Source organism: Thalassolituus sp. UBA675 (assembly GCF_002297765.1).
Taxonomy (GTDB): domain Bacteria; phylum Pseudomonadota; class Gammaproteobacteria; order Pseudomonadales; family Oceanobacteraceae; genus Thalassolituus.
In genome coordinates, this window is record NZ_DBNJ01000007.1 from 15417 (window position 1) to 38105 (window position 22689).

Consider the following 22689-nt stretch of genomic DNA (forward strand, 5'->3'; position numbering starts at 1 on the left):
GAGAGAGAGAGGTTCGAGATGACACAACGTCTGAACAATAATTTCCAGTTTGTGGATGTGGGCCGTCAGGACCCATCCAAAAAAGCGATCGACGTCCGTAAGGCGCAGTTCGTTGAAATTTACGAGCCCTTCCAGCAGGAAGAGGTGACCGACCAGGCACACCGTTGTCTGGCATGCGGTAACCCATACTGTGAGTGGAAGTGCCCGGTACACAACTACATTCCTAACTGGCTGAAGCTGGCCAGTGAAGGCAACATCATGGAAGCCGTTGAGCTGAGCCATGCAACCAACACGCTGCCAGAAGTGTGTGGCCGTGTGTGCCCACAGGATCGTCTGTGTGAAGGTTCATGTACGCTGAATGATGGTTTCGGTGCCGTGACCATCGGTAATGTTGAGAAATACATTACCGATACCGCCTTTGCTATGGGCTGGCGTCCGGATATGTCTCAGGTTAAACCGACTGGTAAGCGTGTTGCGATTATCGGTGCAGGCCCTGCGGGTCTGGGTGCTGCTGACATCCTGGTACGTAACGGTGTTACTCCGGTTGTCTTCGATAAGTACCCGGAAATTGGTGGTCTGCTGACCTTCGGTATCCCAGAATTCAAGCTCGAGAAGAGCGTAATGTCTAACCGTCGTGAAGTGTTCGAAGGCATGGGCGTTGAATTCCGCCTGAACACCGAAGTCGGTAAAGATGTTGAATTCCAGAGCATCATCGACGAATTCGATGCTGTGTTCCTGGGCATGGGCACCTATAACTACATGAAGGGTGGGTTCCCGGGTGAAGACCTGCCGGGCGTTCATGACGCACTGGATTTCCTGATCTCTAACGTGAATCGCAATCTGGGCTTCGAAAAAGACGCTGCAGACTTCGTTAGCATGAAGGGAAAGAAAGTGGTTGTTCTGGGTGGTGGTGACACCGCGATGGACTGTAACCGTACTTCTATCCGTCAAGGTGCAGACACTGTGACCTGTGCGTACCGTCGTGACGAAGAAAACATGCCGGGTTCTAAGCGTGAAGTAGTAAATGCGCGCGAAGAAGGCGTTAACTTCCTGTTCAACCGTCAGCCTGTTGCCATCGTAGGTGAAGACAAGGTTGAAGGTGTGAAGGTTGTCACTACTAAGATGGGTGAGCCAGACGAGAACGGTCGTCGTCGTCCTGAAGTAGTAGAAGGTTCTGAAGAAATCCTGCCAGCAGATGCTGTACTGGTTGCCTTCGGTTTCCGTCCAAGCCCTGCACCATGGTTTAAAGATTTCGGTATCGAACTGAACAGCTGGGACGGTGTGGTTGCACCGGAAGAGCAGGAGTTTAAACACCAGACCTCAAACCCGAAAGTATTCGCCGGTGGCGATATGGTTCGTGGTTCTGACCTGGTGGTGACTGCGATCTACGAGGGTCGTCAGGCGGCAGAAGGCATCCTCGATTATCTCGACGTCTGAGGCGGGATAAGTGATATTGCAGTCGGAAGTGACCGACTGCGCCAGAAAACGCGACTTCGGTCGCGTTTTCTTTTTTTGCGCTAGAGCTGAGGCTTCAAGCAAGGTATTCTTGGACGATTGTGATAAACGGGCCTGCGAAAGGCACAAATAATTATATTCAGGGAGGGGTCACCTATGCGTTTGCCCGCTTACTTAGCTACTTTATTTTTCGCGTCAGTACTTACAGCGTGTGGGGGCGGTGGTGATCCGGTTGCTAGCGGTGGTAACGACTCCAGCGACGGAGGCACTGGTAGCACAGATACTGACGATGTAACGACATCATCGTCTATTGATACCCCTTCGATCGGTAGTGGAACTGGTAATGCGTATGAAGAGGGGGTGTTGAATATCAACACGGCCTCACTGTCTGCCGGAGGGAGTACACAAATCACAGCGACTATTGTCGATACCGGTAACGGTGGCAAGAAGATCGTCTCACAGGAATACACAGTAATCTTTAACTCCAGTTGTGCGTCAGATGGACGTGCAGGTTTCAGTAAAGAGGATACGACCACCTCAAGTGGCGAGGTGACCGTTACCTACACCGCAACGGGTTGCTCAGGCGAAGATTTTGTTACTTTCAGTCTTTACGAGGCAGGTAATACTGCGGAGCGCCTCGCAGTGGCGTCCGGAACAATCACAGTGGCACCTGCAGAAGTTGGTGAGTTGGTTTTTGTCGATTATTCGAGCCCCGCGGTATCCATCAGTACTATCGGCAATAATGTGCTCCCTAAAACTTCAACGGTCACATTTAACGTGTCGGATACCTCTGGTAATCCGATTGCCAACAAATCAGTAGATTTTCGTATCGCGCCGAGCACTGGGGATGTTTCCCTCGCTCTCGATTCGTCTGTGACTAATGAGCAAGGTAACGTCAGTGTTGTGGTGCGCGCCGGCACTACTCACACTATCTTTTCTGTAATAGCAACAACCTTGGGCACAGATGGTTCCACTGAAATCAGCACCAGTTCATTGCCAATGTCTGTGACCACAGGTATTCCTGATCAGGATAGCTTCTCCATCGCGGCAGATATATTGAACCCCGGCGCATACGACTTTCTCGGAGCAGAGGTTGTTGTGACCGTCTCCGTTGCTGACCAATTTCAGAACCCGGTGGCTGATGGAACCGTCGTCAATTTCAACGCTGAAAGCGGCAATATCGAGTCTTTTTGCCTGACTGAAGGTGGTTTCTGCTCAGTGATCTGGACATCGGGTGGTGACTACCGTCCAGGAATGGAGTCGGATGCTGCGTTCGATGATCGCAATTTTGTCAACGAGAGCAATGTCAGTGCGGGTACCTCAGCGTTTGGTATCACGACCATCACCGCGTACACCCAGGGGGAAGGTGGTTACACCGACAGTAATAACAACAACCGTTTCGACGTCGGAGAGGGTTTCGAAAGTTGGCCTGAGGCGATGAGGGATGATGACCTTCTGAATGTTTATCTCACTGGGGACACAGTGGATATGGACGAGGATGGCAATGGTCCGGTTGAATTTTTTGCAGACTATGACTTCGACGGTGTGCGAGATGCGGCTCCGTCAACCTACCAGGGTGCACTTTGTAGCGATGCAGCTCGTGCACTTGGGCATTGTGCTAGCCTGATGCATGTCAGAGATTCACTGGTCCTTTCTCAGTCGAGGCAAGATACGGTGGCATATGAACTCTATACAAGAGTAGGTGATGCCTTTACTCCATTTAATGGTGATCTTGATGCTGATCTTGATGGCGATCCTACGACATTTGATTCCGGCGCTTTTTGGGTGCTTGTGACTGATGGAAACGGAGCAATCCCTGCGTCCGGAACAACCTTCTCCGTTTCTGGCTCTGGTTATAAGGTGGGTGGTACAAGTGGCGATGTCAGTAATTCTGTTGGTTTGCTGCCTACTTCTTATACTGGTTTGTCATCGAGTTTTGGTCAGTTGTATTTGGTTACTTACACACCAGAGGATTCCCCCGAGGAAGTTTCATTCACAATAGTTTCCGCTCAAGGCGGCAGCACTCTAAAGGTTACGCTAGTGCCTTGATCGCAGAATAGACTCATGTAACCCGGCCTCGCGCCGGGTTTTTTGTTATTATCCCTCACCGAAATTTTGATTACCTGCGGAAGTTTTATGTCTGAGCTGAAGAATGATCGTTTCCTGCGTGCCTTGTTGCGTGAGCCTGTGGATCGCACACCGATATGGATGATGCGTCAGGCCGGGCGCTATCTGCCAGAATACAAGGCAACACGTGCTCAGGCTGGCGACTTTATGTCTCTGTGCAAGAACGCTGAGCTGGCGTGCGAAGTGACGATTCAGCCGCTGGAGCGCTTTCCGCTCGATGCCGCGATTCTGTTTTCAGATATCCTGACTATCCCGGATGCTATGGGTCTTGGTCTCTACTTCGAAACCGGCGAAGGGCCACGCTTTAAAAAGGTGATTCGTACTGAGCAGGATGTTACTGATCTTCCGATTGCCAATACCGAAGCGGATCTGGATTACGTGTTGAAAGCGGTTTCGACCATCCGCAGCGAGCTGAATGGCCGTGTGCCTCTGATCGGCTTCTCGGGTAGCCCATGGACGTTGGCGACTTACATGGTTGAAGGCGGTTCATCTAAGGACTTCCGGCACGTTAAGGCCATGATGTACGACACGCCAGAGGTAATGCATGAGCTCTTGAATAAGCTGGCGCTGTCGGTGATTGACTATCTCAATGGTCAGATCAAAGCCGGTGCTCAGGCGGTTCAGATCTTCGATACCTGGGGTGGCAGCCTGAGTGATGTTGCTTACCGCGAGTTCTCTCTTAAGTACATGAAGCAGATTGTTGATGGCCTCATTCGTGAACACGACGGTCAGAAGATTCCAGTCATCCTGTTCACTAAAGGTGGCGGTCAGTGGCTTGAGTTGATGGCGGATACAGGTGCCGATGCTCTGGGGCTCGACTGGACGACGGACATTGGCAATGCGCGCGGCCGTGTCGGTGATCGGGTTGCCTTGCAGGGGAATATGGATCCATCGGTTCTTTATGCATCGCCAGCGACTATTCGCGCAGAAGTGAAGCGTATTCTCGATAGCTACGGCCAGGGTTCTGGGCACGTATTCAACCTTGGGCATGGGATTCATCAGTTCGTTGACCCCGAGCATGCGAAGGCCTTTGTTGAAGCTGTTGTTGAGCTGAGTCCTCAGTATCACGGCTGAAACCGCGAAGATACAAAGCCCTGTCACTCGGGGTTTTTTATCGTCTATAGTTAGTGACTCGAGCTGACAATACTTCGCAAATGGCACTTCTGTCTTAAAAGTGCGGAGCTGATACACTTATTGTACAACTGTGAGTGGAGACTCTCTGAATATGAACCTCATCTGGGTTCCTCTTCTGCCCCTACTGGGCTGCCTGGTTTCACTGTTACTCGGGCGCTACCCTCGATCGACAATGGCGCTTGGTGCAGCCATTCTGCCTGCTATTGCGCTAGGTATTGTCGTCTCTCTCGCACCAGAGGTCATGTCGGGCAATAACCCGGTCGTTACCTATGACTGGGTACCTGCGTTATCCCTGCAGATCAGCTTTATGCTCGACGGGTTGGCCTTGATGTTCACCCTGTTGATCCTCGGGATTGGCCTGCTGGTTATTCTCTACGCCCGCTATTATCTGTCTGAGGCGGATAATGCAGGGCGCTTTTATGCCAGTCTGTTGCTGTTTATGACAGCGATGCTGGGTGTTGTACTCTCAGCAAATCTGATCCAGCTCTGGTTTTTCTGGGAACTGACGAGCGTCAGTTCGTTTATGTTGATCAGTTACTGGTCGCATCGCTCCGACGCCCGCAAGGGCGCCCGTATGGCGATGACGATTACCGGCGCTGGTGGCCTGGCTTTGCTGGCGGGCCTGATTCTTATTGGCGAAGTCGTAGGGAGCTACGACTTGCGTACAGTATTAGCCAGTGGCAGTTTAATAGCAGAGCACAGCCTCTACCCGGTCATTGTCGTTCTGGTGCTTCTCGGCGCGTTTACGAAGTCAGCGCAGTTCCCATTCCACTCGTGGCTGCCTCAGGCAATGGCCGCCCCTACACCGGTGTCGTCATACCTGCATTCTGCGACCATGGTGAAGGCCGGTATCTTCCTGATGGCGCGTTTTTATCCGGTTCTGTCTGATACCCAACTCTGGTTTGCCTTGGTGAGTCTTGTCGGTCTGACGACTTTGCTGGTGGGTGCCTACACGGCCTTGTTTAAGCACGACCTGAAAGGTCTGCTTGCGTATTCGACCATTAGTCACCTCGGCCTGATCACTCTGTTACTTGGTCTGGATACAGAGCTGGCTTCCATCGCTGCCATGTTTCACGTGATTAACCACGCTGTTTTTAAGGCATCGCTGTTTATGGCCGCCGGAATTATCGATCACGAGTCCGGTTCGCGTGACATGCGAAAACTCAACGGCCTGTTCCGTTACATGCCCTATACCGCGACCCTGGCCATGGTGGCAGCGTCGTCGATGGCGGGTGTACCGCTGTTGAATGGCTTCCTTTCTAAAGAAATGTTGTTTGCTGAATCTCTGCAACAGGAAACCTTCGGTTCTCTGTCATGGTTGATTCCTTTGCTGGTAACGGTGGGCGGAGCTCTGGCCGTTGCTTACTCTCTTCGTTTCGTTCACGACGTCTTCTTTAATGGAGAGCCGATCGGGCTTGAGAAAACACCTCACGAACCGCCGCGCTACATGCGTGTGCCGGTCGAGATTCTGGTGGTTCTGTGTCTGTTAGTCGGTGTTTTGCCGGACCTGATCGTTGGCGATCTTTTAGTCGCCGTGGGTGCGTCTCTGATGCCTGCCGGGGTGCCTGAGTTCAGCATTTCTATCTGGCACGGATTTAACATCCCGCTATTGATGAGCTTTCTGGCTGTACTGGGCGGTGTTGCTCTCTATCGCCAGCGTCGGCATATGTTTAACTTTCAGGCCCGCTTTACTGAAGTTGATCCTAAACTGGCGTTTGAGCATATGATCCAGACGCTGGTGGAGCGTGCCCGCAGTGTTCAGCTTTGGCTCGATAACGGCAGCTTCCAGCGTTACGCGCTGTGGTTATTATTGATGGCGATCGCCGCGATGAGTGTCCCTATGGTGAACATTCCTCATGCGCGTGGAAGCCTCGAAGTCACTGAACTGGATATGGTTGCCTTCGGTGGTGCTCTCCTCATGATTGTTGCTTCTGTGGCGACGGCGATGCTTAGTCATCAACGCCTTCTGGCACTGGTAACGATTTCCGTGGTGGGTCTTGTGGTGTCGGTAGCGTTTGCCTGGTTCTCAGCCCCGGATCTGGCTCTGACGCAGCTGTCGGTTGAGGTTGCGACCATTATTCTTTTCCTGCTGGCACTTTACTTTCTTCCCCAGAAAGTCAGCCTCAATCACCTTTCTCCCGGGCGCATCGTCCGCGACATGGGGATAGCCACGGCCGCGGGTGCCATCGTGGGTACCCTGACCTATGCCATGCTGACACGTCCGTTTGAGAGTATCAGTAGCTTCTTCACCGCCAACGCGAAAACCGGCGGTGGTGGCACCAATGTCGTTAACGTCATTCTGGTTGATTTCCGTGGCTTCGATACCTTTGGTGAAATTACCGTTCTGGCGATTGCAGCGATTGGTATCTACAAATTGTTGGCAGGTGTACGCCTGTTCGTACCTGCTGCGGATATGGATGGCCGGCCATGGTCCAAAGACAGCCACCCACTTATGTTGATGCAGATTTCTCAGAGCCTGCTCCCACTCGCTCTGCTGGTATCCGCCTATATTTTCCTCCGTGGACATAACCTGCCCGGTGGCGGTTTCATAGCAGGCCTGATTACGGCGATTGCCCTGATCCAGCAATACGTGGCCAACGGTGTTGTTTGGATGCGCGATCGTGGCGACCTGAAATTCCAGTGGTTTATCGTCTGTGGTTTGTTTATTGCCTTCGGGTCAGGTGTCGGAAGCTGGTTATTCGAGCGTCCATTCCTGACGTCCTGGTTTGATTATTTCTATCTGCCGTTAGTCGGTAAGTTCGAGTTGGCCAGTGCCATGGCATTTGATCTTGGTGTCTATCTGACAGTAATCGGTGCAACGCTGTCGATTCTTGCCAACCTTGGCAAGCTGACGACGACAGATCGACCAACACGGCCTGGAAGGAGATCCTGATGGAATTGATTTTTGCAGTCACTGTCGGCGTGATGGTGACCTGTTCGGTGTTTCTGATGCTGCGGGGCCACACCTTTGCGGTTGTGATTGGCCTTACCCTGATGTCTTACGCCGTAAACCTGTTTCTGTTTGCCAGTGGTGGTTTGGCGCTGCACGAGCCAGCTATTCTGGCCGACGGCGCAGAATATTCCGACCCTCTGCCTCAGGCCCTGGTGCTTACTGCGATCGTTATCGGTTTTGCTATGACAGCGTTTGCTCTGATTCTTGCCATCCGGGCACGTGCAGATCTTGGTAATGATCAGGTCGATGGACGCGCTTTGCCGGGCGACTCTCTGGCGAATAAAGAGCCACAAGGGAAAGTCCGTCAAAGTACTGTCAAGAGTACCGCAAGCAATACCGCGAAGAACTCAGGAGGTAAGACAAGGTGATGCATTTGCCGGCACTTCCTGTGCTTCTGCCATTTTTCGCGGCAATTCTGATTCTGTATCCGTGGTTTAATAAGCGCCTGCACCTTCAGCGTCTGGTCGCTCAGTTCGCCTTGCTGATGTTGGTAGCGGTATCCATGCTGACACTGTTCAAAACCTTGGCAGAAGGCCCAATGGGCTACGCCATGGGCGACTGGGAAGCCCCATTCGGCATTTACCTGCTCGCGGACCCGCTAGCTGCCTTTATGCTGGTAGTTACTTCTGTTCTGGCATTGTGTACGCACCTTTTTGCGTGCGGTGGTGAAGATAAAACAGGGCGTTTTTTCCATCCCCTGTTTATGTTTCAGTTAATGGGTCTGAACGGCGCCTTTCTGACCGCAGATGCATTTAACCTCTTCGTATTTTTCGAGATTCTTCTCATCGCCTCGTACTCGTTATTGATACATGGCGGCGGTCGTGAGAGAACCCGGGCAGCTCAGCACTATGTGCTCTACAACCTCATAGGTTCTGCCTTTTTCCTTATTGCATTGGCCTTGCTTTACAGAGCTTTCGGCACGCTGAATATCCCGGATATGGCGTCGCGAGCGCCTACCTTACCAGAAGAAAGTATTCCGTTGGCTCAGGCGGGTGGGTTACTGCTGATGGTTGTTTTCGGCGTGAAGGCGGCACTGTTACCGCTGCATTTCTGGTTACCAAGAACTTACAGCACAACTTCAGTGCCGGTAGCAGCCTTGTTCGCCGTTATGACTAAGGTAGGTGTGTATAGCCTCTGGCGTATCCACAGTGTTGTGTTTGGTCACGACAGTGGCGAACTGTCTGATCTTGGGGTTGTTCCACTGGCGTGGCTGTCAGGCCTGACGGTAGTTGCCGGGGCGATTGGTGCTCTGGCGAGCCAGACGCTGCGCTGGCTCATTGCTAACCTGATTGTTATTTCCGTTGGCACGCTGCTGATGACGGTCGCCATGGGCACGACTCAATCGGTTGCGGCAGGTCTGTATTATACGTTGCATAGCACGCTGATGAGTGGGGCCTTCTTTCTGGTCGCTGGCCTGATTCTTATGCAGCGTGGCCAGGCGGAAGATAGATTCGTGCGTTCCCGCCCATTGCTGTATCCGATATTTACCGGCGTTCTGTTTGCTGTAACTGCGATGGCTATGATTGGTTTACCTCCGTTCTCGGGTTTCTTAGGTAAAGTCTTTATCCTTCAGGCTGCTGTCGACAGTGGCGATGCCATCTGGGTTTGGCCGCTCGTCCTTATCTCTGGTCTGGCTGCGCTCATTGCCTTGTCTCGCGCTGGAACTACATTGTTCTGGAGAACCCAGGGTTCCGTTGTTCCAGAAGCTAAGGAGAAGCTGAGCAATGTTCACCTTGTGGCTTCAGGACTATTGGTCGCAACGACGCTTGTTCTTGTTATTGGCGGCGGACCACTGACTGAATGGTCTCTGAGGGCTGCTCAGGACCTGCACGCTGGTGTGACGTTGAATTATCTGAACGGAGGGCAGCCATGATGAAGCGATTGCTGCCGATGCCATGGCACTCAGTGATGCTGATTGTCGTATGGCTTTTATTAAACGGTTTTTCGTACGGCCAGTTACTGCTGGCGGTGATTCTGGCCTGGCTGATTCCAATTATTACGTACCCGTATGTTCGTGGGCATGCGCCGGTTAAAAAGCCTCTGGCGATGATGGCGTATTCCCTGCGCCTCTTATATGACATCGTGGTGGCTAACGTTGACGTGGCGCGTCGTGTGGTGATGCCTAACCGATACCTGAAGCCCGGCTGGCTGGCTTATCCTTTATCTATGACGGAGCCGTTTCCGGTGACTGTGCTGGCAAGCTCAGTATCGCTGACACCAGGGACGGTAAGCGTTGAGTTTTCAGAAGACCGCACGTGTCTCTATATTCACGTACTCCACCTGGAAGACGAAAAAGAACTTCAGGCGTTTATCTTCAAACGTTACGAACAGCCGCTGAAGGAGATATTCGGATGCTGAGTAATGTCATCATGATCTGTACCGGGATGATTGGTCTGGCGATGCTTTTCTGCCTTTGGCGCTTGATAAAGGGGCCAGATATTACTGATCGTATCCTTGCTCTGGACACGCTCTATATCAACAGTATTGCTTTGATTATTCTGCTGGGCCTGTACTACGGGACCGCCCTGTATTTCGAAGGGGCTCTTCTGATCGCTATGCTTGGTTTTGTCAGCACGTCGGCAGTCGCCAAATATCTGTTGCGGGGTGACATCATTGAATAACCTGGCTGTATATAGCGATTATTTTGTTGCCGCACTCCTGATTGGTGGCGCGTTATTTATGCTCGTAGGTTCCTGGGGGTTGGCGAAGCTGCCCGACTTCTATACTCGGCTCCATGCGCCAACAAAAGCCTCGACGCTGGGTATGGGGGCTACTCTGCTTGGTTCACTTGTTTGGTTCAGCGTGCAGGAAGAGAGTCTGCACATCCATGAGCTGGTAATCAGTATTTTCCTCTTCCTGACCGCTCCTGTGTCAGCATACATGATGGGCAAAGCTGCGATTCATCGCCGCCGTCCTCTGGCTGAGGGCACTCGTAATGCGGAAGAAGTAGAGCGCGCTGCTGAAAGAAAAGGCATTAACGACCGGGACGACGACTGAACAGGTCTTCTTACAGGCGTTCGATAGCTTCCTGAAGTTTATCAACGCCGATCACTTCCATACCCTCAACGGGTTGCTTGGGTACATTCGCTTTGGGAACAATTGCCCGGGTAAAGCCATGCTTCGCCGCTTCTTTTATCCGCTCCTGACCTGAGGGTACTGGTCGGATTTCTCCGGATAAGCCTACTTCTCCAAAGACAATCAGGCCTTGTTCAAGAGGTTGATTGCGGAAGCTGGACAGTGCCGCTAACAAGAGCGCCAGGTCGGCTCCTGTTTCGTTTACCTTCACGCCACCCACCACATTGATATACACATCCTGATCGCCAAGGTGGATACCGCCATGGCGATGTAATGCTGCAAGCAACAGGTTCAGACGATTCTGATCAAGGCCAACGGCGACCCGTTTCGGATGCCCGAAATGGCTGTCGTCGACCAATGCCTGAATTTCAACAAGCAGTGGGCGTGTGCCTTCCCAGATCACCATCACAACACTGCCCGCAGCAGGTTCATCGCCGCGACTTAGAAAAATCGAGCTTGGGTTTTTAACCTCTTTCAGGCCGCGCTCGAGCATAGCGAAGACGCCCAGCTCGTTAATGGCACCGAACCGGTTTTTGATACCGCGCAGTACCCGATAGCGACTGTCGCCTGAGCCCTCGAGCATGATTGAGCAGTCGATCATATGCTCAAGGACTTTCGGCCCCGCCAGTGAACCATCTTTCGTCACATGCCCGACAAGAAACAGAACTGTTCCTGTCTGTTTCGCAAAACGGGTCAGATACGCTGCGCTTTCACGAACCTGTGAAACACTGCCCGGCGCAGACTCTATGCCATCCACATGCATAACCTGAATAGAATCGATCACGACGATACGAGGCTTATGCTGCTGCAGCACATTAGTCAGTCGCTCGACGTTGGTTTCACTCAGCATCTGTAACTGATCAGTCGGCAACCCAAGGCGGTTTGCGCGCAGCGCCACCTGTTGCAGACTTTCTTCACCAGTCACGTAGATGGCTGGCATCTGTGTCGCCAGATAACACAAAGTCTGAAGCAACAGCGTTGATTTACCTGCACCCGGGTGACCACCAATAAGAATGGCGGAGCCTGGCACAAGGCCACCACCTAACACCCGATCGAACTCCTGCATGCCGGAACTGAATCTTGGCAGTTCGGCGAGATCGACGTCGGCGAGTTTAATAACATCACTGGCACCGGCATCGCCGGCATAACCACTGAATCTGGTATCCCGCGCAGCGGTCTTCGCTGAAGACACGACAAATTCCTGCAGAGTATTCCACTGCCCGCAACCGGCACACTGGCCTTGCCATTTGCTGTGATCTGCGCCGCATTCATTGCAGACGTAGGCGGTTTTCTTTTTGGCCATGTAGCGTTCGCTGTTTCTCATACTGGATAGTGGTCAAAAGTGTACTCGTATTTGAGTGTATCTTCGACATAGTCGAATGAGATATCACGGTGTTGCGGCTTCAGCGAATGTATGAACTGCAGGGATCGTCGGCGAGGGGCGTGCACAGCATGGATGCTGTGCCCGAGCCTACAGGGATGTATCTACGGCGTGCCCAAGTCGATGACGCCTGCAGGCGAAGTTGTCGCCGTTACCGCTTAATTGCAGATGTTAAAAGTTCTACAGGGGTGTGTTGATTGATATGATGTCGCTTTATTTTTGATGGCCCAATGAAATCCGGGCTGTTCGGGAGGTTTCGTGTCGTTCGGTCAGTTTATTGCGTTAGCATCCTTCGTTCTCTCTATGGGGACGATTGCGGTCACTTACTTTGTTGGGACGTCAGCCGGTACGGCAGAATTATGTAATCCATTTTTTGATGGCTGTACTGATATTACCCATACAGGGATGAAAGGCGATGCAGGCTTTATTTTTCGTGGGGGAATGATTGCGGCCTGTGCATTTTTTGTGGTCTGGTGGCAGGTATACCGCGTCTGGTTGAGCCCGTATTCCGGGCGTATCGCGCTGAATGCAATGCAGTTTTTCGGAGTTCTGGCCGCCATTGGTCTGTTGGCTGGTACCGCGGTGTTGCTACCAGAAAAATCAGATACCCGTTGGGGTGTGCACGTACGTGGCGCCAATCTGTTTTTTCAGGGGATGTTGATTGCTCTGACCACAGCCTACGTCTTGACGTTTAAGGCAAGAAAACAGGGGTTGGCTGTCCCTAGCTTTGCGGTGAAAACAGCAGTAATGGGAATTCTGTGGTTTATGTTTATTGCCTTTGCCGGAGTCACCGTTGGAATCGAGATGAGTCACGGTAAGCGCATCATTGAATGGTGGGCGACCCTGTTTATCGGGATCTATTTCTTATCCTCATACTGGGACTGGAAAGGCATCCGCCTCGTTAGCGAAAGTCACCCCACACATACTGAAGAACGCTGAGAGCCGTCAGCGCCGCGGTCTCAGTACGCAATATACGAGGTCCCAATAAAAGACCATCAAACCCTGCCTCCTGGCATTGAGTCACTTCGATGTCAGAGAAACCACCCTCAGGGCCTACCAGAAGCGCAATGCTTTCTGGAGACTGATCGGATACGAGAGGCTTCTGGTTATGAGGGTGGAGTAGCAATTTTCTGTCGGCTTCTATTCCTGAACTCCAGTCACTAAGCGACTTTGGCGGATGAACTACCGGGACGGTGTTTCTTCCACTCTGTTCGCAGGCTGAGATGGCTACCTTCTGCCAGTGCTCGAGCTTTTTTTCCATCCGGTCGCCTTTCAGGCGTACATCACAGCGTTCACTGGTCAGAGGGGTGATGTCAGTTACGCCCAGCTCGGTCGCTTTCTGGATAGTGAAGTCCATCCGGTCGCCTTTTGAGATGACCTGACCCAGATGTATCTCCAGTTTCAGCGGAGCATCCTGCCGGATTGCATGAGTGACAGATGCCGATGCCGATTTTTTGCTCTCAATGATGAGCTGTGCCTGGTATTCAGAACCGTCGCCATTAAAGAGCCGTACATCGTCACCCTTTTTCATACGTAAAACGCGTACCAGGTGCGTCACTGCCTGATCATCCAGTGCGATGGTTGTACTGCTAGCGAGTGACTCGGAAGTATAGATGCGAGGGCCAGACATCATGCGCTCTCATTAGAGTAAAAGTGAATGAATTAAAACGCATGATAGCAGAGGGTAGGCCTTTTTTACTGCAGTAAAAAAGGCTCGGTGGAATAGGGTTCAGCAGGCAGCGTCGTTCTGAGCTTCGCGCTCAGAGCGCAGACGACGCGACTGTAGCTGGAACAGGTGGTGAATCAGGATTTCCTGTTCGGCCTCTCTCAGGCCTTCGAAGTCAACGCGTACAAGGTAGGGAGCATCAGGATCTGCTGTATGCTCCACACCAACAATCGTTCCCATAAGAGTCACGGGAATATTAGACGGTTTCAGCTGCATCTGCAGCCGCAGATTGTCGCTCTTACTAAGCGGTTCTGTGGAGTGGAACGCCATGCCGCAGGCACTCAGATTCACCCGCGTACGCACTTCGGTCTGCGAGAGTTCTGGTTTCGCATCCGGCCCCACTGGGGAGTTCAGCAGGTTGACCTTCTGGTTCAGCAGCTCAAACAAGCGAGCAACAGTGGGGTTCTGTGCCTGTACCTGATGAAGGACACCAGCGATGTCCCGCTCCAGCTCTGCCAACTCATTGATATGATCCTGATGGCGGGCCTTCCAGCGTTGTACCTCTTCTTGTGAGATGGCTTCAAAGTCCAGGATGACCTCATCATCCAGGCGGAAATAACGGCGTCTCTCTTCCATTGTTCCAGTTTCCATCGTCTCTCTCCCGATCAGAATATTTCGTTGGGATTTAATTCAAAATCTTCCGGGCGGGCTGTCGCCGCGTCATCAATCTCCTGTTGCGTCGGAGTGATTTCCGGTTGATCGTCATCATCAAATTCGTGCGTACGCAAAATGACGATCTCCACGCGTCTGTTACGTGCGCGGGATGCGTCATCAATATTAGGCACCAGTGGCTTTTTATCTGCGTGGCCCACCACCTGGAACCGATCCGAGTTCATTTCGGGAGCAATAAACAGCTCCTGTGCAAATGCAACTGCACGAGCAGTCGATAGTCCCCAGTTCGAACGGAATGGGCCGCCCGCGAGCGGAATATCATCGGTGTGCCCTTCCACAGATATCTTGCCCGGAATATCAACGAGTACTTCCCGGATTTTGTCGATCACAGGTAAGAAACGATCCTCGATATAATCTGAACCCGAGCGGAAAGCGCCTCTCTGCTGAATGCGGATAATGATTTTCTTACCCACGGTTTCAATCTCGACCTGACCCTGTGCGATTTCATTTTCAAGCTGAGCAGCCATTTCGACGGCCATTTCTTCGCTCTTTTTATTTTCGATGTCCTCGCGTGGCACGACGACTTCACGCGTTTGCATACCGCGGTCGCCCTGACGTTCTTCCTGCTGCGTCACCTCATCCTGACACAGAACCTCCAGTGAGCTTTTGGTGATGTCGCTGGTTTTTTGCCGGACTTCATTAATCGGTGTCGGTTCAGGAATCGACGGACTGAAGTGCCGGGCAATCACACTGGTCCCCTTGGGCGGATCGCTGGCATTAACAACCGTCTGCACACCAAAGGCATCTCTGAGTTCGCCGGCCAGACGTTTGAACTTGCGTGCGTCCATTTCTGAGAAAGACAGCAGGAGTACGAAAAAGCACATCAGCAGCGACATCAGGTCGGCAAAGGTCATTACCCAGCCGGGTATCCCATCGGGACAGGGTGGACATTCGTCTTCTTCTTCAGCCATGACTTACTACTCGCTCGCCGCTACGCGTTTGCCTTCCTGGATGTAGGCTTGCAACATGGATTCAATAACACGGGGGTTCTGACCGTTCTGAATTGCCAGTAAGGCGTCAATGATCATCGACTTAAGCCGATCTTCTTCGTTTTTTCTCAGATTCAGCTTATCTGCCATGGGCAGCGACAACATGGTTGCAACCATGGCGCCGTAGAGTGTAGTCAGGAGGGCTACCGCCATTGCTGGGCCGATGGCTTTCGGGTCATCCATGTTTGCCAGCATGGCGACCAGGCCAATCAGGGTGCCGATCATCCCCATGGCGGGTGCGACATCGCCAAGTGATTTGAAAATCGTAATGCCGGTATCGTGGCGCTCACTGGCGAGTTTCATTTCTTTACTGAGAAGGGTTTTCACAACGTCGGGGTCGTGACCATCCACGAGTAGCTGAATCCCTTTACTCAGAAATTCATCGCTGACCTCTTTGCCTTCCAGAGACAACAGGCCCCCCTTACGGGCAAGCCCGGCGAGCTCGACAATTTCACCAATCAGGTCTTCAGGTTTGATCAATTTGAACGCAAATGCTTTGCCCGCGACTTTTCCGGCAGCCAGAAACTGGCCCAGCTCGAATTTCATCATTACAGCAAAGAGACTTCCGACAATAACAATCAGCAGCGACGGCACGTTAACAAACATGGTGATATCGCCACCGAGAATCATGGCGAAAATTACGATACCGAACGCGCCGACAAGGCCTACTAATGACGCGAGATCCACACTCACTCCTTTCCATACTGAGGTAGCTTCTGTAACAGAGTTTAGACGCTTCCTGCAGTTCTTCCTGTGATCTGACAAAAAAAGCCTGTGTTGACCCGCTCATGCCTTGGGTTTAGTGTTCGAGCCTTACGACAGGAGTAACTATGTCTGAGAAATCCTCATCCTTTGGTTTTGAGTCGGCCTTGTCTGAACTCGAAGCTCTGGTCACCCGTATGGAAAGCGGTGAGCTGACCCTTGAAGACAGCCTGGAAGCATTCGAAAAAGGTATTGGCCTCACTCGCCAGTGCCAGCAAGCATTAACGGCAGCCGAGCAGCGAGTGCAGCTTCTTATGGAGCGCAATGGTCAGAGTGACGCCCAGCCATTCCAGGGCGGAGACGCCGGCGAATGAACCTGCAGCCTTTGCAAGCCCGCGTCGCTGAGTTGGCTGAAGCCAGACTCGCGGATCTGGGCATCGCTGATCAGCGTCTGGCTGATGCTATGCATTATGGCCTGATGAATGGTGGCAAGCGTCTGAGGCCGTATCTCGTCTACGCGACCATGGATGCGCTCAATACCGAGCAGTCACTTGCAGACTGTGCCGCCGTCGCGCTTGAAATGATCCATAGCTACAGCCTCGTCCATGATGACCTCCCAGCGATGGATGATGATGATCTGCGCCGCGGTAAGCCAACCTGTCATATAGCCTTCGATGAAGCGACTGCAATCCTTGCCGGAGACGCACTGCTCAATGGCGCCTACGAAGTATTAGCCTCTGCGAAAGAGTTGTCAGAAAAGCAGCGCCTGCAGCTGGTGCAGGTGCTCGGTCGTGCTGCTGGCAGCGCGGGTATGGTGGGCGGCCAGGCGATTGATATTAATAACGTCGGCAAGTCGATGGCCGTCGATCAACTGGAACATATGCACCTGCATAAAACCGGCGCGCTGATCAGGGCAGCCGTGCAGATGGGCGCCATCTGTGCTGATAAGAACACCGATGCATCCATCACCGAAGCCCTTGATACCTACGCGAGAGCGGTAGGGCTGGCCTTTCAGGTACAGGATGACATTCTCGATATCGAAGGCGATACCGCGGTATTGGGTAAACAGCAGGGCGCGGATGAAGCGTTGAACAAACCAACGTATCCGTCACTGCTTGGGCTTGAAGGAGCCCGTACGCGTGCGAAAGCCCTGGTCGATGAGGCGATTGAGGCACTCGCGGGCTTGCCCGGTGATACCTCCACACTCGAGTCACTGGCGCGCTACATTATTGAGCGCGATCACTGACACCGCAGGAACAACGATAGAGCTCACCTGTCCGTATTACCGGGCAGGGGAGTTTTAACTACTCATCTTGTCTCTCAGCCGGTAGAATGCCCCCCTTTAGTTTTCCGGCGCTGCCGGTGCACTTTTTCTACCGGAAGCAGTTCCTTCAGATGTTTACAGAGATTCCCAAACACAGACCAGAGACGCCACTGCTGGATCAGATTGAATCCCCAGCGGACCTGCGCGAGCTGAGCTCTGCTCAGTTACAGCCTCTGTGTCGTGAGCTGCGTGAATATCTTATTTATAGCGTTGGGCAGTCGGGTGGCCATTTTGGTGCCGGTTTGGGCGTTGTTGAACTGACGGTAGCTCTGCATCACGTTTTTGATACCCCAGATGATCGCATTGTCTGGGATGTGGGCCATCAGGCCTATCCACACAAGATCCTGACCGGTCGGCGCGAACAGTTGCCGAAGATCCGTTCTGCCGAGGGCCCGGCTGCGTTTCCGCTGCGTACAGAAAGTGAATACGACACCTTTGGCGTTGGTCACTCAAGCACGTCGATCAGTGCGGCTTTGGGGATGGCACTTGGTTTCCGTCAGCGTGGCCTACCGAACAAAAGCGTTGCCGTGATTGGTGATGGCGCCATGAGTGCCGGTATGGCCTTTGAGGCTCTCAACCATGCGGGGCACGAAAAAGCCGATATGCTGGTTATTCTTAACGACAATGACATGTCGATCTCGAATAACGTCGGTGCATTGAACAAATATTTCACCCGTATCTGGTCGAGCCAGACCTACTCTGCCATGCGTGAAGGCAGCAAGCGTGTGCTTGAGAATATTCCGGCCGCCTGGGAATTTGCAAAGCGTACTGAAGAGCACATGAAAGGCATGGTAGCTCCGGGTACTTTGTTCGAAGAGCTGGGTTTTAATTATTACGGCCCGGTCGATGGTCATGACCTGAACGAGCTGGTGGCGACACTCGGTAGCCTGAAGAAACTCAAAGGCCCACGCTTTCTGCACATCGTCACTCAGAAAGGTAAAGGCTTCACGCCCGCTGAAGAAGAGCCGATTCGCTACCACGCGCTGAAGGCCCAGAAGGGCGGCTCAGCGAAAACACCCAAACCAAGCTATTCCAACGTATTTGGTCGCTGGTTGTGTGATGTTGCAGCTCAGGACGAGCGCCTCGTGGGTATTACGCCAGCGATGCGTGAAGGTTCTGACCTGATTCGCTTTTCACAGGAATTTCCCGATCGTTATTTCGACGTTGCCATTGCTGAGCAGCACGCTGTGACTCTGGCTGCGGGGATGGCCTGTGAACAGGTGAAGCCGGTCGTCGCTATCTATTCGACCTTCCTTCAGCGTGCATATGATCAGCTGATTCATGACGTTGCGCTCCAGGATCTCGATGTCTTATTCGCCATTGACCGCGCTGGGCTGGTCGGTGAAGACGGCCCAACGCACCACGGTGCATATGACCTTAGTTACCTTCGCTGTATTCCTAAGATGGTCATTATGACGCCGTCCGATGAAAATGAATGCCGGCAGATGCTGAATACCGGTTATCTGCACGAAGGCCCAGCAGCTGTTCGTTACCCTCGAGGCTCTGGTACAGGTGCTGCCATTGATGCGCCACTTGAAGTCTTGCCTCTGGGGAAAGGCGTTATTCGTCGTGAGTCGCAAAGCAAGAAGGTCGCTATCCTGGCGTTTGGCGCCCCATTGTCTGCCGCATTAAAAGTAGCCGATGTCGTTGATGCTACGGTTGCTGATATGCGTTTTGTGAAGCCAATGGACGATGCTCTGGTGGCCGAACTGGCAGAAACGCACGACCTCTTAGTGACTGTTGAAGAGAACGCCCGAATGGGTGGCGCAGGTTCTGCTGTACTCGAGTCGCTGGCTCATCAGGGGCTCAAGTCGGTTGTTGAAGTCCTTGGCATTCCGGATACCTACATTGAGCACGATTCACCGACCCAGCAGCATGTCGTGGCCGGTATCGATGAGTCATCTATCCTGGCTGCTATTCGTCGCCACTTCCCTCAGGACTGATTATGATCAGGGTGTGCGCGCCCTAAGTGTCTGATTAGTCACTCATTATTTGCCCCTGTCGCCGAGCGCTTCACATAGAAGCTGCTTAACTGAATTAAGGTTCAGTTCCGGAGGGGCTCATGCCGCTGCGACGCCAGTTTACCGCTATTTCTGCACTGATTATCGTGACCTTGTGTGGCTACGCTGTTTCCGCATTGTTTGGTCCTTTATCTCCGATAGCGAGTGCGGCACTGGTGCTCTTCTCCGCGTTGGTTATCTGGCGAGTGTCTGCCTGGTGTCGCAAACGAGCCGAGGCGCGGATAGAAATTCAGGCCCTCTCGGCTGAGCGCCTTGCTACGTTAGGCGAGGCCGCGGCTGGTATCGGTCACGAAATCAACAATCCACTCGCCTACATCCACAGCAATCTGCATGGTCTGAATGAAGATATTGAGGCCTATAACGCTTTCATCAGTGTTCTTGATTCAGCTTCCGACCATCTTGAAATACGTAACCCGTTTTACCAGAAGGCATTGTCTGCCTATCACAATCTCGATGTTGCTGAGGTGTGTAAGGGCGCGCCGGAGCGCCTGAAAGATTGCCTTGAAGGCATCGCCCACATCGAACGTATCGTGGCTGACATGCAGACGCTGAGCCGTCGCGGTGACGCCAGTATGCAGGTTGCTGATATCAATACAGATCTGCAGGCGGTCTTTAACATTATTCGCAGCAGGCTACCTGCGAATGTAAATCTTGAGCTGGATCTGATTACCCCTCCGCTAATGTTATGCCACCCGTCGCGCTTCGCACAGGTGATCATGAATATGATGATTAATGCATTGCATGCTATTGGTGAAGAAACGGGTACCGTCAGTGTCCGTCAGTACCATCGCGGGGATATCTTCTATACTGAAATTTCAGACAGCGGGTGCGGAATGTCCCCGGAGGTGCAGGCCCATATATTTGAGCCATTTTTTACGACCCGTGCAGAAGGTAAAGGCACGGGCATCGGTCTGGCCTTGTGCTACAAATTAATAGAAGAGCATCAGGGGACTATCTCAGTAGATAGTCGCGAGGGTGAAGGCACCCGTTTCACTCTGGCGCTACCCGTTCGCAATGGAGAGAAAGACCATGTCAATTGAAACCACAGGCCGGGAGAAAAGTGGCCGGTTACTGCTGGTCGATGATGAGCAGGGGGTTCTGCAGGCGTTAAAGCGTCTGTTCTACCGTCATTACGATGTCGTGCTGGCAAATGGCGGTGAAGAAGCACTCAGCATTCTCGAAACTGATTCTTTCGATATGATTATTTCGGACATGCGCATGCCAGGTATGTCTGGCGCTGAGCTGCTGAAATCCTGCTTTGAACAATATCCGGCCATGATCCGGGTTCTGCTTACCGGGTATTCTGATCTTGATTCAGCCATTAAAGCGGTAAATGAAGGCAACATCTATCGTTATATCTCTAAGCCCTGGGACAATGATCAGCTCAGGGATATGGTCGCAGAGGCGCTCGAATCAAAAGAACTGAAGTCAGCGAACCAACGTCTGAGCGCGCACATCGTCGAGCAGAATGACGAGCTGGCGCGTCTTAATCGCGAGCTTCAAGCGAAATATGAAGCCTCTTCAGATGCGGTGGGTGAAGCGGAAGCAAAGCTGCAGGAAGCTTATAAAACACTGCGTCACGAGTTTGATGCCATGGTGCATATTCTTGTGGGCAGCATGGAAGATCGCTTGGGTATGGAAAAAGGCTCGACCGAAAGATTCGCTGAACTGGTTCGTTCATTCGCAAAAAATGCGGGTCTGGATGAAGCTCAGATTAATGACACCTACTACGCAGCATTGCTAAAAAATCTCGGTAAAATGTCATTGTCAGATTCGGTTCTGAATAAAGCCATTCCGCAGATGAGTAACGCTGAAAAGCAGGAATACGCGCGCTTTACCATCAACGGCCAGACCTCACTGATGCTGCTTGAGCCGCTGCAGAATGCCGCCAACATTATTCGCTCGCACATGGAGCTTTATAACGGTAAAGGTTTTCCCGATCGTTTGGCAGGGGATGCCATTCCCAAGTCATCACGGATTCTGCGCATCGTTTGCGACTATGCAGAGCTACAGCGCGAAAGTAACTTTTTGGGAGAACCTCTCAGCGAGAAGGATGCACGGGTATATCTTCTGAAACTTGCCGGCCAACGCTATGACCGCGAGCTGGTGGATGTCTTTGCTGAAACACTGGAAACCTACGATGGTGGCGCTATCTCCAGTATGGAGCGTCTGAATATCGCGGATGTTAAAGAAGGCATGATTCTCGCGGGCAATCTGGTCAGCCCCGGTGGTGCGGTACTGCTTTCAACAGGCACTCAGCTGACTGAGCGGCATGTTGCCAAACTTCAGGCACTGATGCGTCAGTTCGAGGGGCACGAAATATTTGTGCATGTGAGGAAACCGCCGCAGGATGAAGACTAGCCTACGGCGCAGATGATTAAGCTTCCGGCTCGTCGTCCTGATGAGTCGACAGGTAATGCCCAAGCTTGCTGGCTTTTGTGTTCAGATAGCCGTTGTTGTGGGGGTTGCGACCGACTTCGATGGCGACCCGCTCTTCGATCGTGACACCAGCATCACCCAGAGCTTTCACTTTACGCGGATTGTTGGTCATCAAGCGGATGGAAGTGATACCCAGATGCTCCAACATTGGCTGGCACATGCCGTAATTTCGCATGTCGGCGCCAAAACCAAGCTGCTCGTTTGCTTCGACAGTGTCTGCACCCTGATCCTGGAGGTTATAGGCCTTCACTTTGTTCAGAAGCCCGATACCACGACCTTCCTGTCGCAGATACAGAACAACGCCACGTCCGGCCTCAGACACGGAGCGGAGTGCTTCTTCCAGTTGGTAACCGCAGTCACAGCGCATGCTGAACAGCGCGTCACCGGTCAGACATTCGGAGTGGGCGCGTAACAGAACCGGCTCACCGTCATCCAGCGTGCCCATGGTCAGTGCGATATGTTCTTTCCCTGTTTCTGCTTCCTCAAAACCATGCATGGTAAACACACCGAAGGGTGTTGGCAGCTTACATGAGGCGACGAAATTGATGTTCAAGGGGCTTACCCTCTGAGTAAAACAGGGCGCGTATTCTATCAGCAGGTGCTCTTATTGCCTAATCTATGAGCGGAACAGGGTGTTTCTTTGCGTAACCCAGGTTGACGGCAAGGCCGTAGTAGCCGCTAATAGGCGTCA

21 protein-coding genes are annotated in these 22689 nt (G+C 52.5%); 15 read left to right on the forward strand and 6 right to left on the reverse strand.

Going from position 1 to position 22689, the window contains the following annotated elements:
• Positions 1-18: 18 nt before the first annotated feature.
• The 9 genes from B3007_RS02840 to B3007_RS02880 all read left to right on the forward strand — a co-directional run bounded on the left by B3007_RS02840 (position 19) and on the right by B3007_RS02880 (position 10666).
• Entirely contained in the window at positions 19-1437 is a 1419-nt protein-coding gene (locus tag B3007_RS02840; RefSeq protein ID WP_301376574.1) for an FAD-dependent oxidoreductase, read from the forward strand.
• Between the two features lie 174 nt (positions 1438-1611).
• Complete coding sequence (locus tag B3007_RS02845) at positions 1612-3504, forward strand: hypothetical protein (RefSeq protein ID WP_301376575.1); 1893 nt, start codon at positions 1612-1614, stop codon at positions 3502-3504.
• 87 nt (positions 3505-3591) lie between these two features.
• Positions 3592-4656: a uroporphyrinogen decarboxylase gene (hemE, locus tag B3007_RS02850; RefSeq protein WP_301376576.1), complete on the forward strand. Its 1065-nt coding sequence runs from the start codon at positions 3592-3594 to the stop codon at positions 4654-4656.
• Between the two features lie 151 nt (positions 4657-4807).
• Positions 4808-7609 (forward strand): monovalent cation/H+ antiporter subunit A, encoded by a 2802-nt coding sequence (locus B3007_RS02855; protein WP_301376577.1) that lies wholly within the window; start codon positions 4808-4810, stop codon positions 7607-7609.
• On the forward strand, positions 7609-8037 hold the full coding sequence (locus tag B3007_RS02860) for a Na+/H+ antiporter subunit C (RefSeq protein ID WP_301376578.1): 429 nt from the start codon (positions 7609-7611) through the stop codon (positions 8035-8037). The genes B3007_RS02855 and B3007_RS02860 overlap by 1 nt, the downstream gene beginning before the upstream one ends.
• Positions 8037-9542: a monovalent cation/H+ antiporter subunit D gene (locus B3007_RS02865; RefSeq protein ID WP_301376590.1), complete on the forward strand. Its 1506-nt coding sequence runs from the start codon at positions 8037-8039 to the stop codon at positions 9540-9542. The genes B3007_RS02860 and B3007_RS02865 overlap by 1 nt, the downstream gene beginning before the upstream one ends.
• A complete protein-coding gene (locus tag B3007_RS02870) occupies positions 9539-10027 on the forward strand; it encodes a Na+/H+ antiporter subunit E (RefSeq protein WP_348655067.1) in 489 nt (162 codons plus the stop codon). The genes B3007_RS02865 and B3007_RS02870 overlap by 4 nt, the downstream gene beginning before the upstream one ends.
• A complete protein-coding gene (locus tag B3007_RS02875) occupies positions 10021-10290 on the forward strand; it encodes a K+/H+ antiporter subunit F (protein WP_076517879.1) in 270 nt (89 codons plus the stop codon). The genes B3007_RS02870 and B3007_RS02875 overlap by 7 nt, the downstream gene beginning before the upstream one ends.
• Positions 10283-10666, forward strand: coding sequence for a Na+/H+ antiporter subunit G (locus tag B3007_RS02880; protein WP_301376579.1), 384 nt, complete (start codon positions 10283-10285; stop codon positions 10664-10666). Before B3007_RS02875 ends, B3007_RS02880 begins: the two co-directional genes overlap by 8 nt.
• A 10-nt stretch (positions 10667-10676) precedes the next feature.
• Here B3007_RS02880 and radA read toward each other — a convergent pair whose 3' ends face one another.
• Positions 10677-12047, reverse strand: a complete 1371-nt coding sequence (gene radA / locus B3007_RS02885; RefSeq protein WP_068435477.1) for a DNA repair protein RadA — start codon at positions 12045-12047, stop codon at positions 10677-10679.
• Positions 12048-12383: 336 nt separating this feature from the next.
• On the opposite strand from radA, the gene B3007_RS02890 reads away from it, so the two are divergent.
• Complete coding sequence (locus B3007_RS02890) at positions 12384-13064, forward strand: hypothetical protein (RefSeq protein ID WP_301376580.1); 681 nt, start codon at positions 12384-12386, stop codon at positions 13062-13064.
• On the opposite strand, the gene B3007_RS02895 is transcribed toward B3007_RS02890, so the two are convergent.
• The 4 genes from B3007_RS02895 to pomA all read right to left on the reverse strand — a co-directional run bounded on the left by B3007_RS02895 (position 13027) and on the right by pomA (position 16199).
• Complete coding sequence (locus B3007_RS02895; protein ID WP_301376581.1) at positions 13027-13758, reverse strand: 16S rRNA (uracil(1498)-N(3))-methyltransferase; 732 nt, start codon at positions 13756-13758, stop codon at positions 13027-13029. The two genes, B3007_RS02890 and B3007_RS02895, sit on opposite strands and share 38 nt — an antisense overlap.
• Before the next feature lie 96 nt (positions 13759-13854).
• Entirely contained in the window at positions 13855-14442 is a 588-nt protein-coding gene (locus B3007_RS02900; RefSeq protein ID WP_301376582.1) for a PilZ domain-containing protein, read from the reverse strand.
• 14 nt (positions 14443-14456) lie between these two features.
• On the reverse strand, positions 14457-15434 hold the full coding sequence (locus B3007_RS02905; protein ID WP_297533104.1) for a flagellar motor protein MotB: 978 nt from the start codon (positions 15432-15434) through the stop codon (positions 14457-14459).
• Positions 15435-15440: 6 nt separating this feature from the next.
• Complete coding sequence (gene pomA, locus B3007_RS02910; RefSeq protein ID WP_301179597.1) at positions 15441-16199, reverse strand: flagellar motor protein PomA; 759 nt, start codon at positions 16197-16199, stop codon at positions 15441-15443.
• Between the two features lie 143 nt (positions 16200-16342).
• Between pomA and B3007_RS02915 the strand changes: the two genes are divergently transcribed.
• From B3007_RS02915 to B3007_RS02935, 5 genes are all read left to right on the forward strand, one after another.
• Positions 16343-16588 carry an exodeoxyribonuclease VII small subunit gene (locus B3007_RS02915; protein ID WP_301179598.1) on the forward strand — a complete coding sequence of 82 codons (246 nt, stop codon included), beginning with the start codon at positions 16343-16345 and terminating at the stop codon, positions 16586-16588.
• A complete protein-coding gene (gene ispA / locus B3007_RS02920) occupies positions 16585-17460 on the forward strand; it encodes a (2E,6E)-farnesyl diphosphate synthase (protein ID WP_301376583.1) in 876 nt (291 codons plus the stop codon). Before B3007_RS02915 ends, ispA begins: the two co-directional genes overlap by 4 nt.
• A 149-nt stretch (positions 17461-17609) precedes the next feature.
• Complete coding sequence (dxs, locus tag B3007_RS02925) at positions 17610-19481, forward strand: 1-deoxy-D-xylulose-5-phosphate synthase (RefSeq protein ID WP_301376584.1); 1872 nt, start codon at positions 17610-17612, stop codon at positions 19479-19481.
• Positions 19482-19600: 119 nt separating this feature from the next.
• Positions 19601-20599 carry a sensor histidine kinase gene (locus B3007_RS02930; protein WP_076517865.1) on the forward strand — a complete coding sequence of 333 codons (999 nt, stop codon included), beginning with the start codon at positions 19601-19603 and terminating at the stop codon, positions 20597-20599.
• Entirely contained in the window at positions 20589-21920 is a 1332-nt protein-coding gene (locus B3007_RS02935; protein ID WP_273090996.1) for an HD domain-containing phosphohydrolase, read from the forward strand. Before B3007_RS02930 ends, B3007_RS02935 begins: the two co-directional genes overlap by 11 nt.
• 16 nt (positions 21921-21936) lie before the next feature.
• On the opposite strand, the gene ribA is transcribed toward B3007_RS02935, so the two are convergent.
• Entirely contained in the window at positions 21937-22551 is a 615-nt protein-coding gene (gene ribA / locus B3007_RS02940) for a GTP cyclohydrolase II (RefSeq protein ID WP_068440551.1), read from the reverse strand.
• Positions 22552-22689 lie beyond the last annotated feature (138 nt).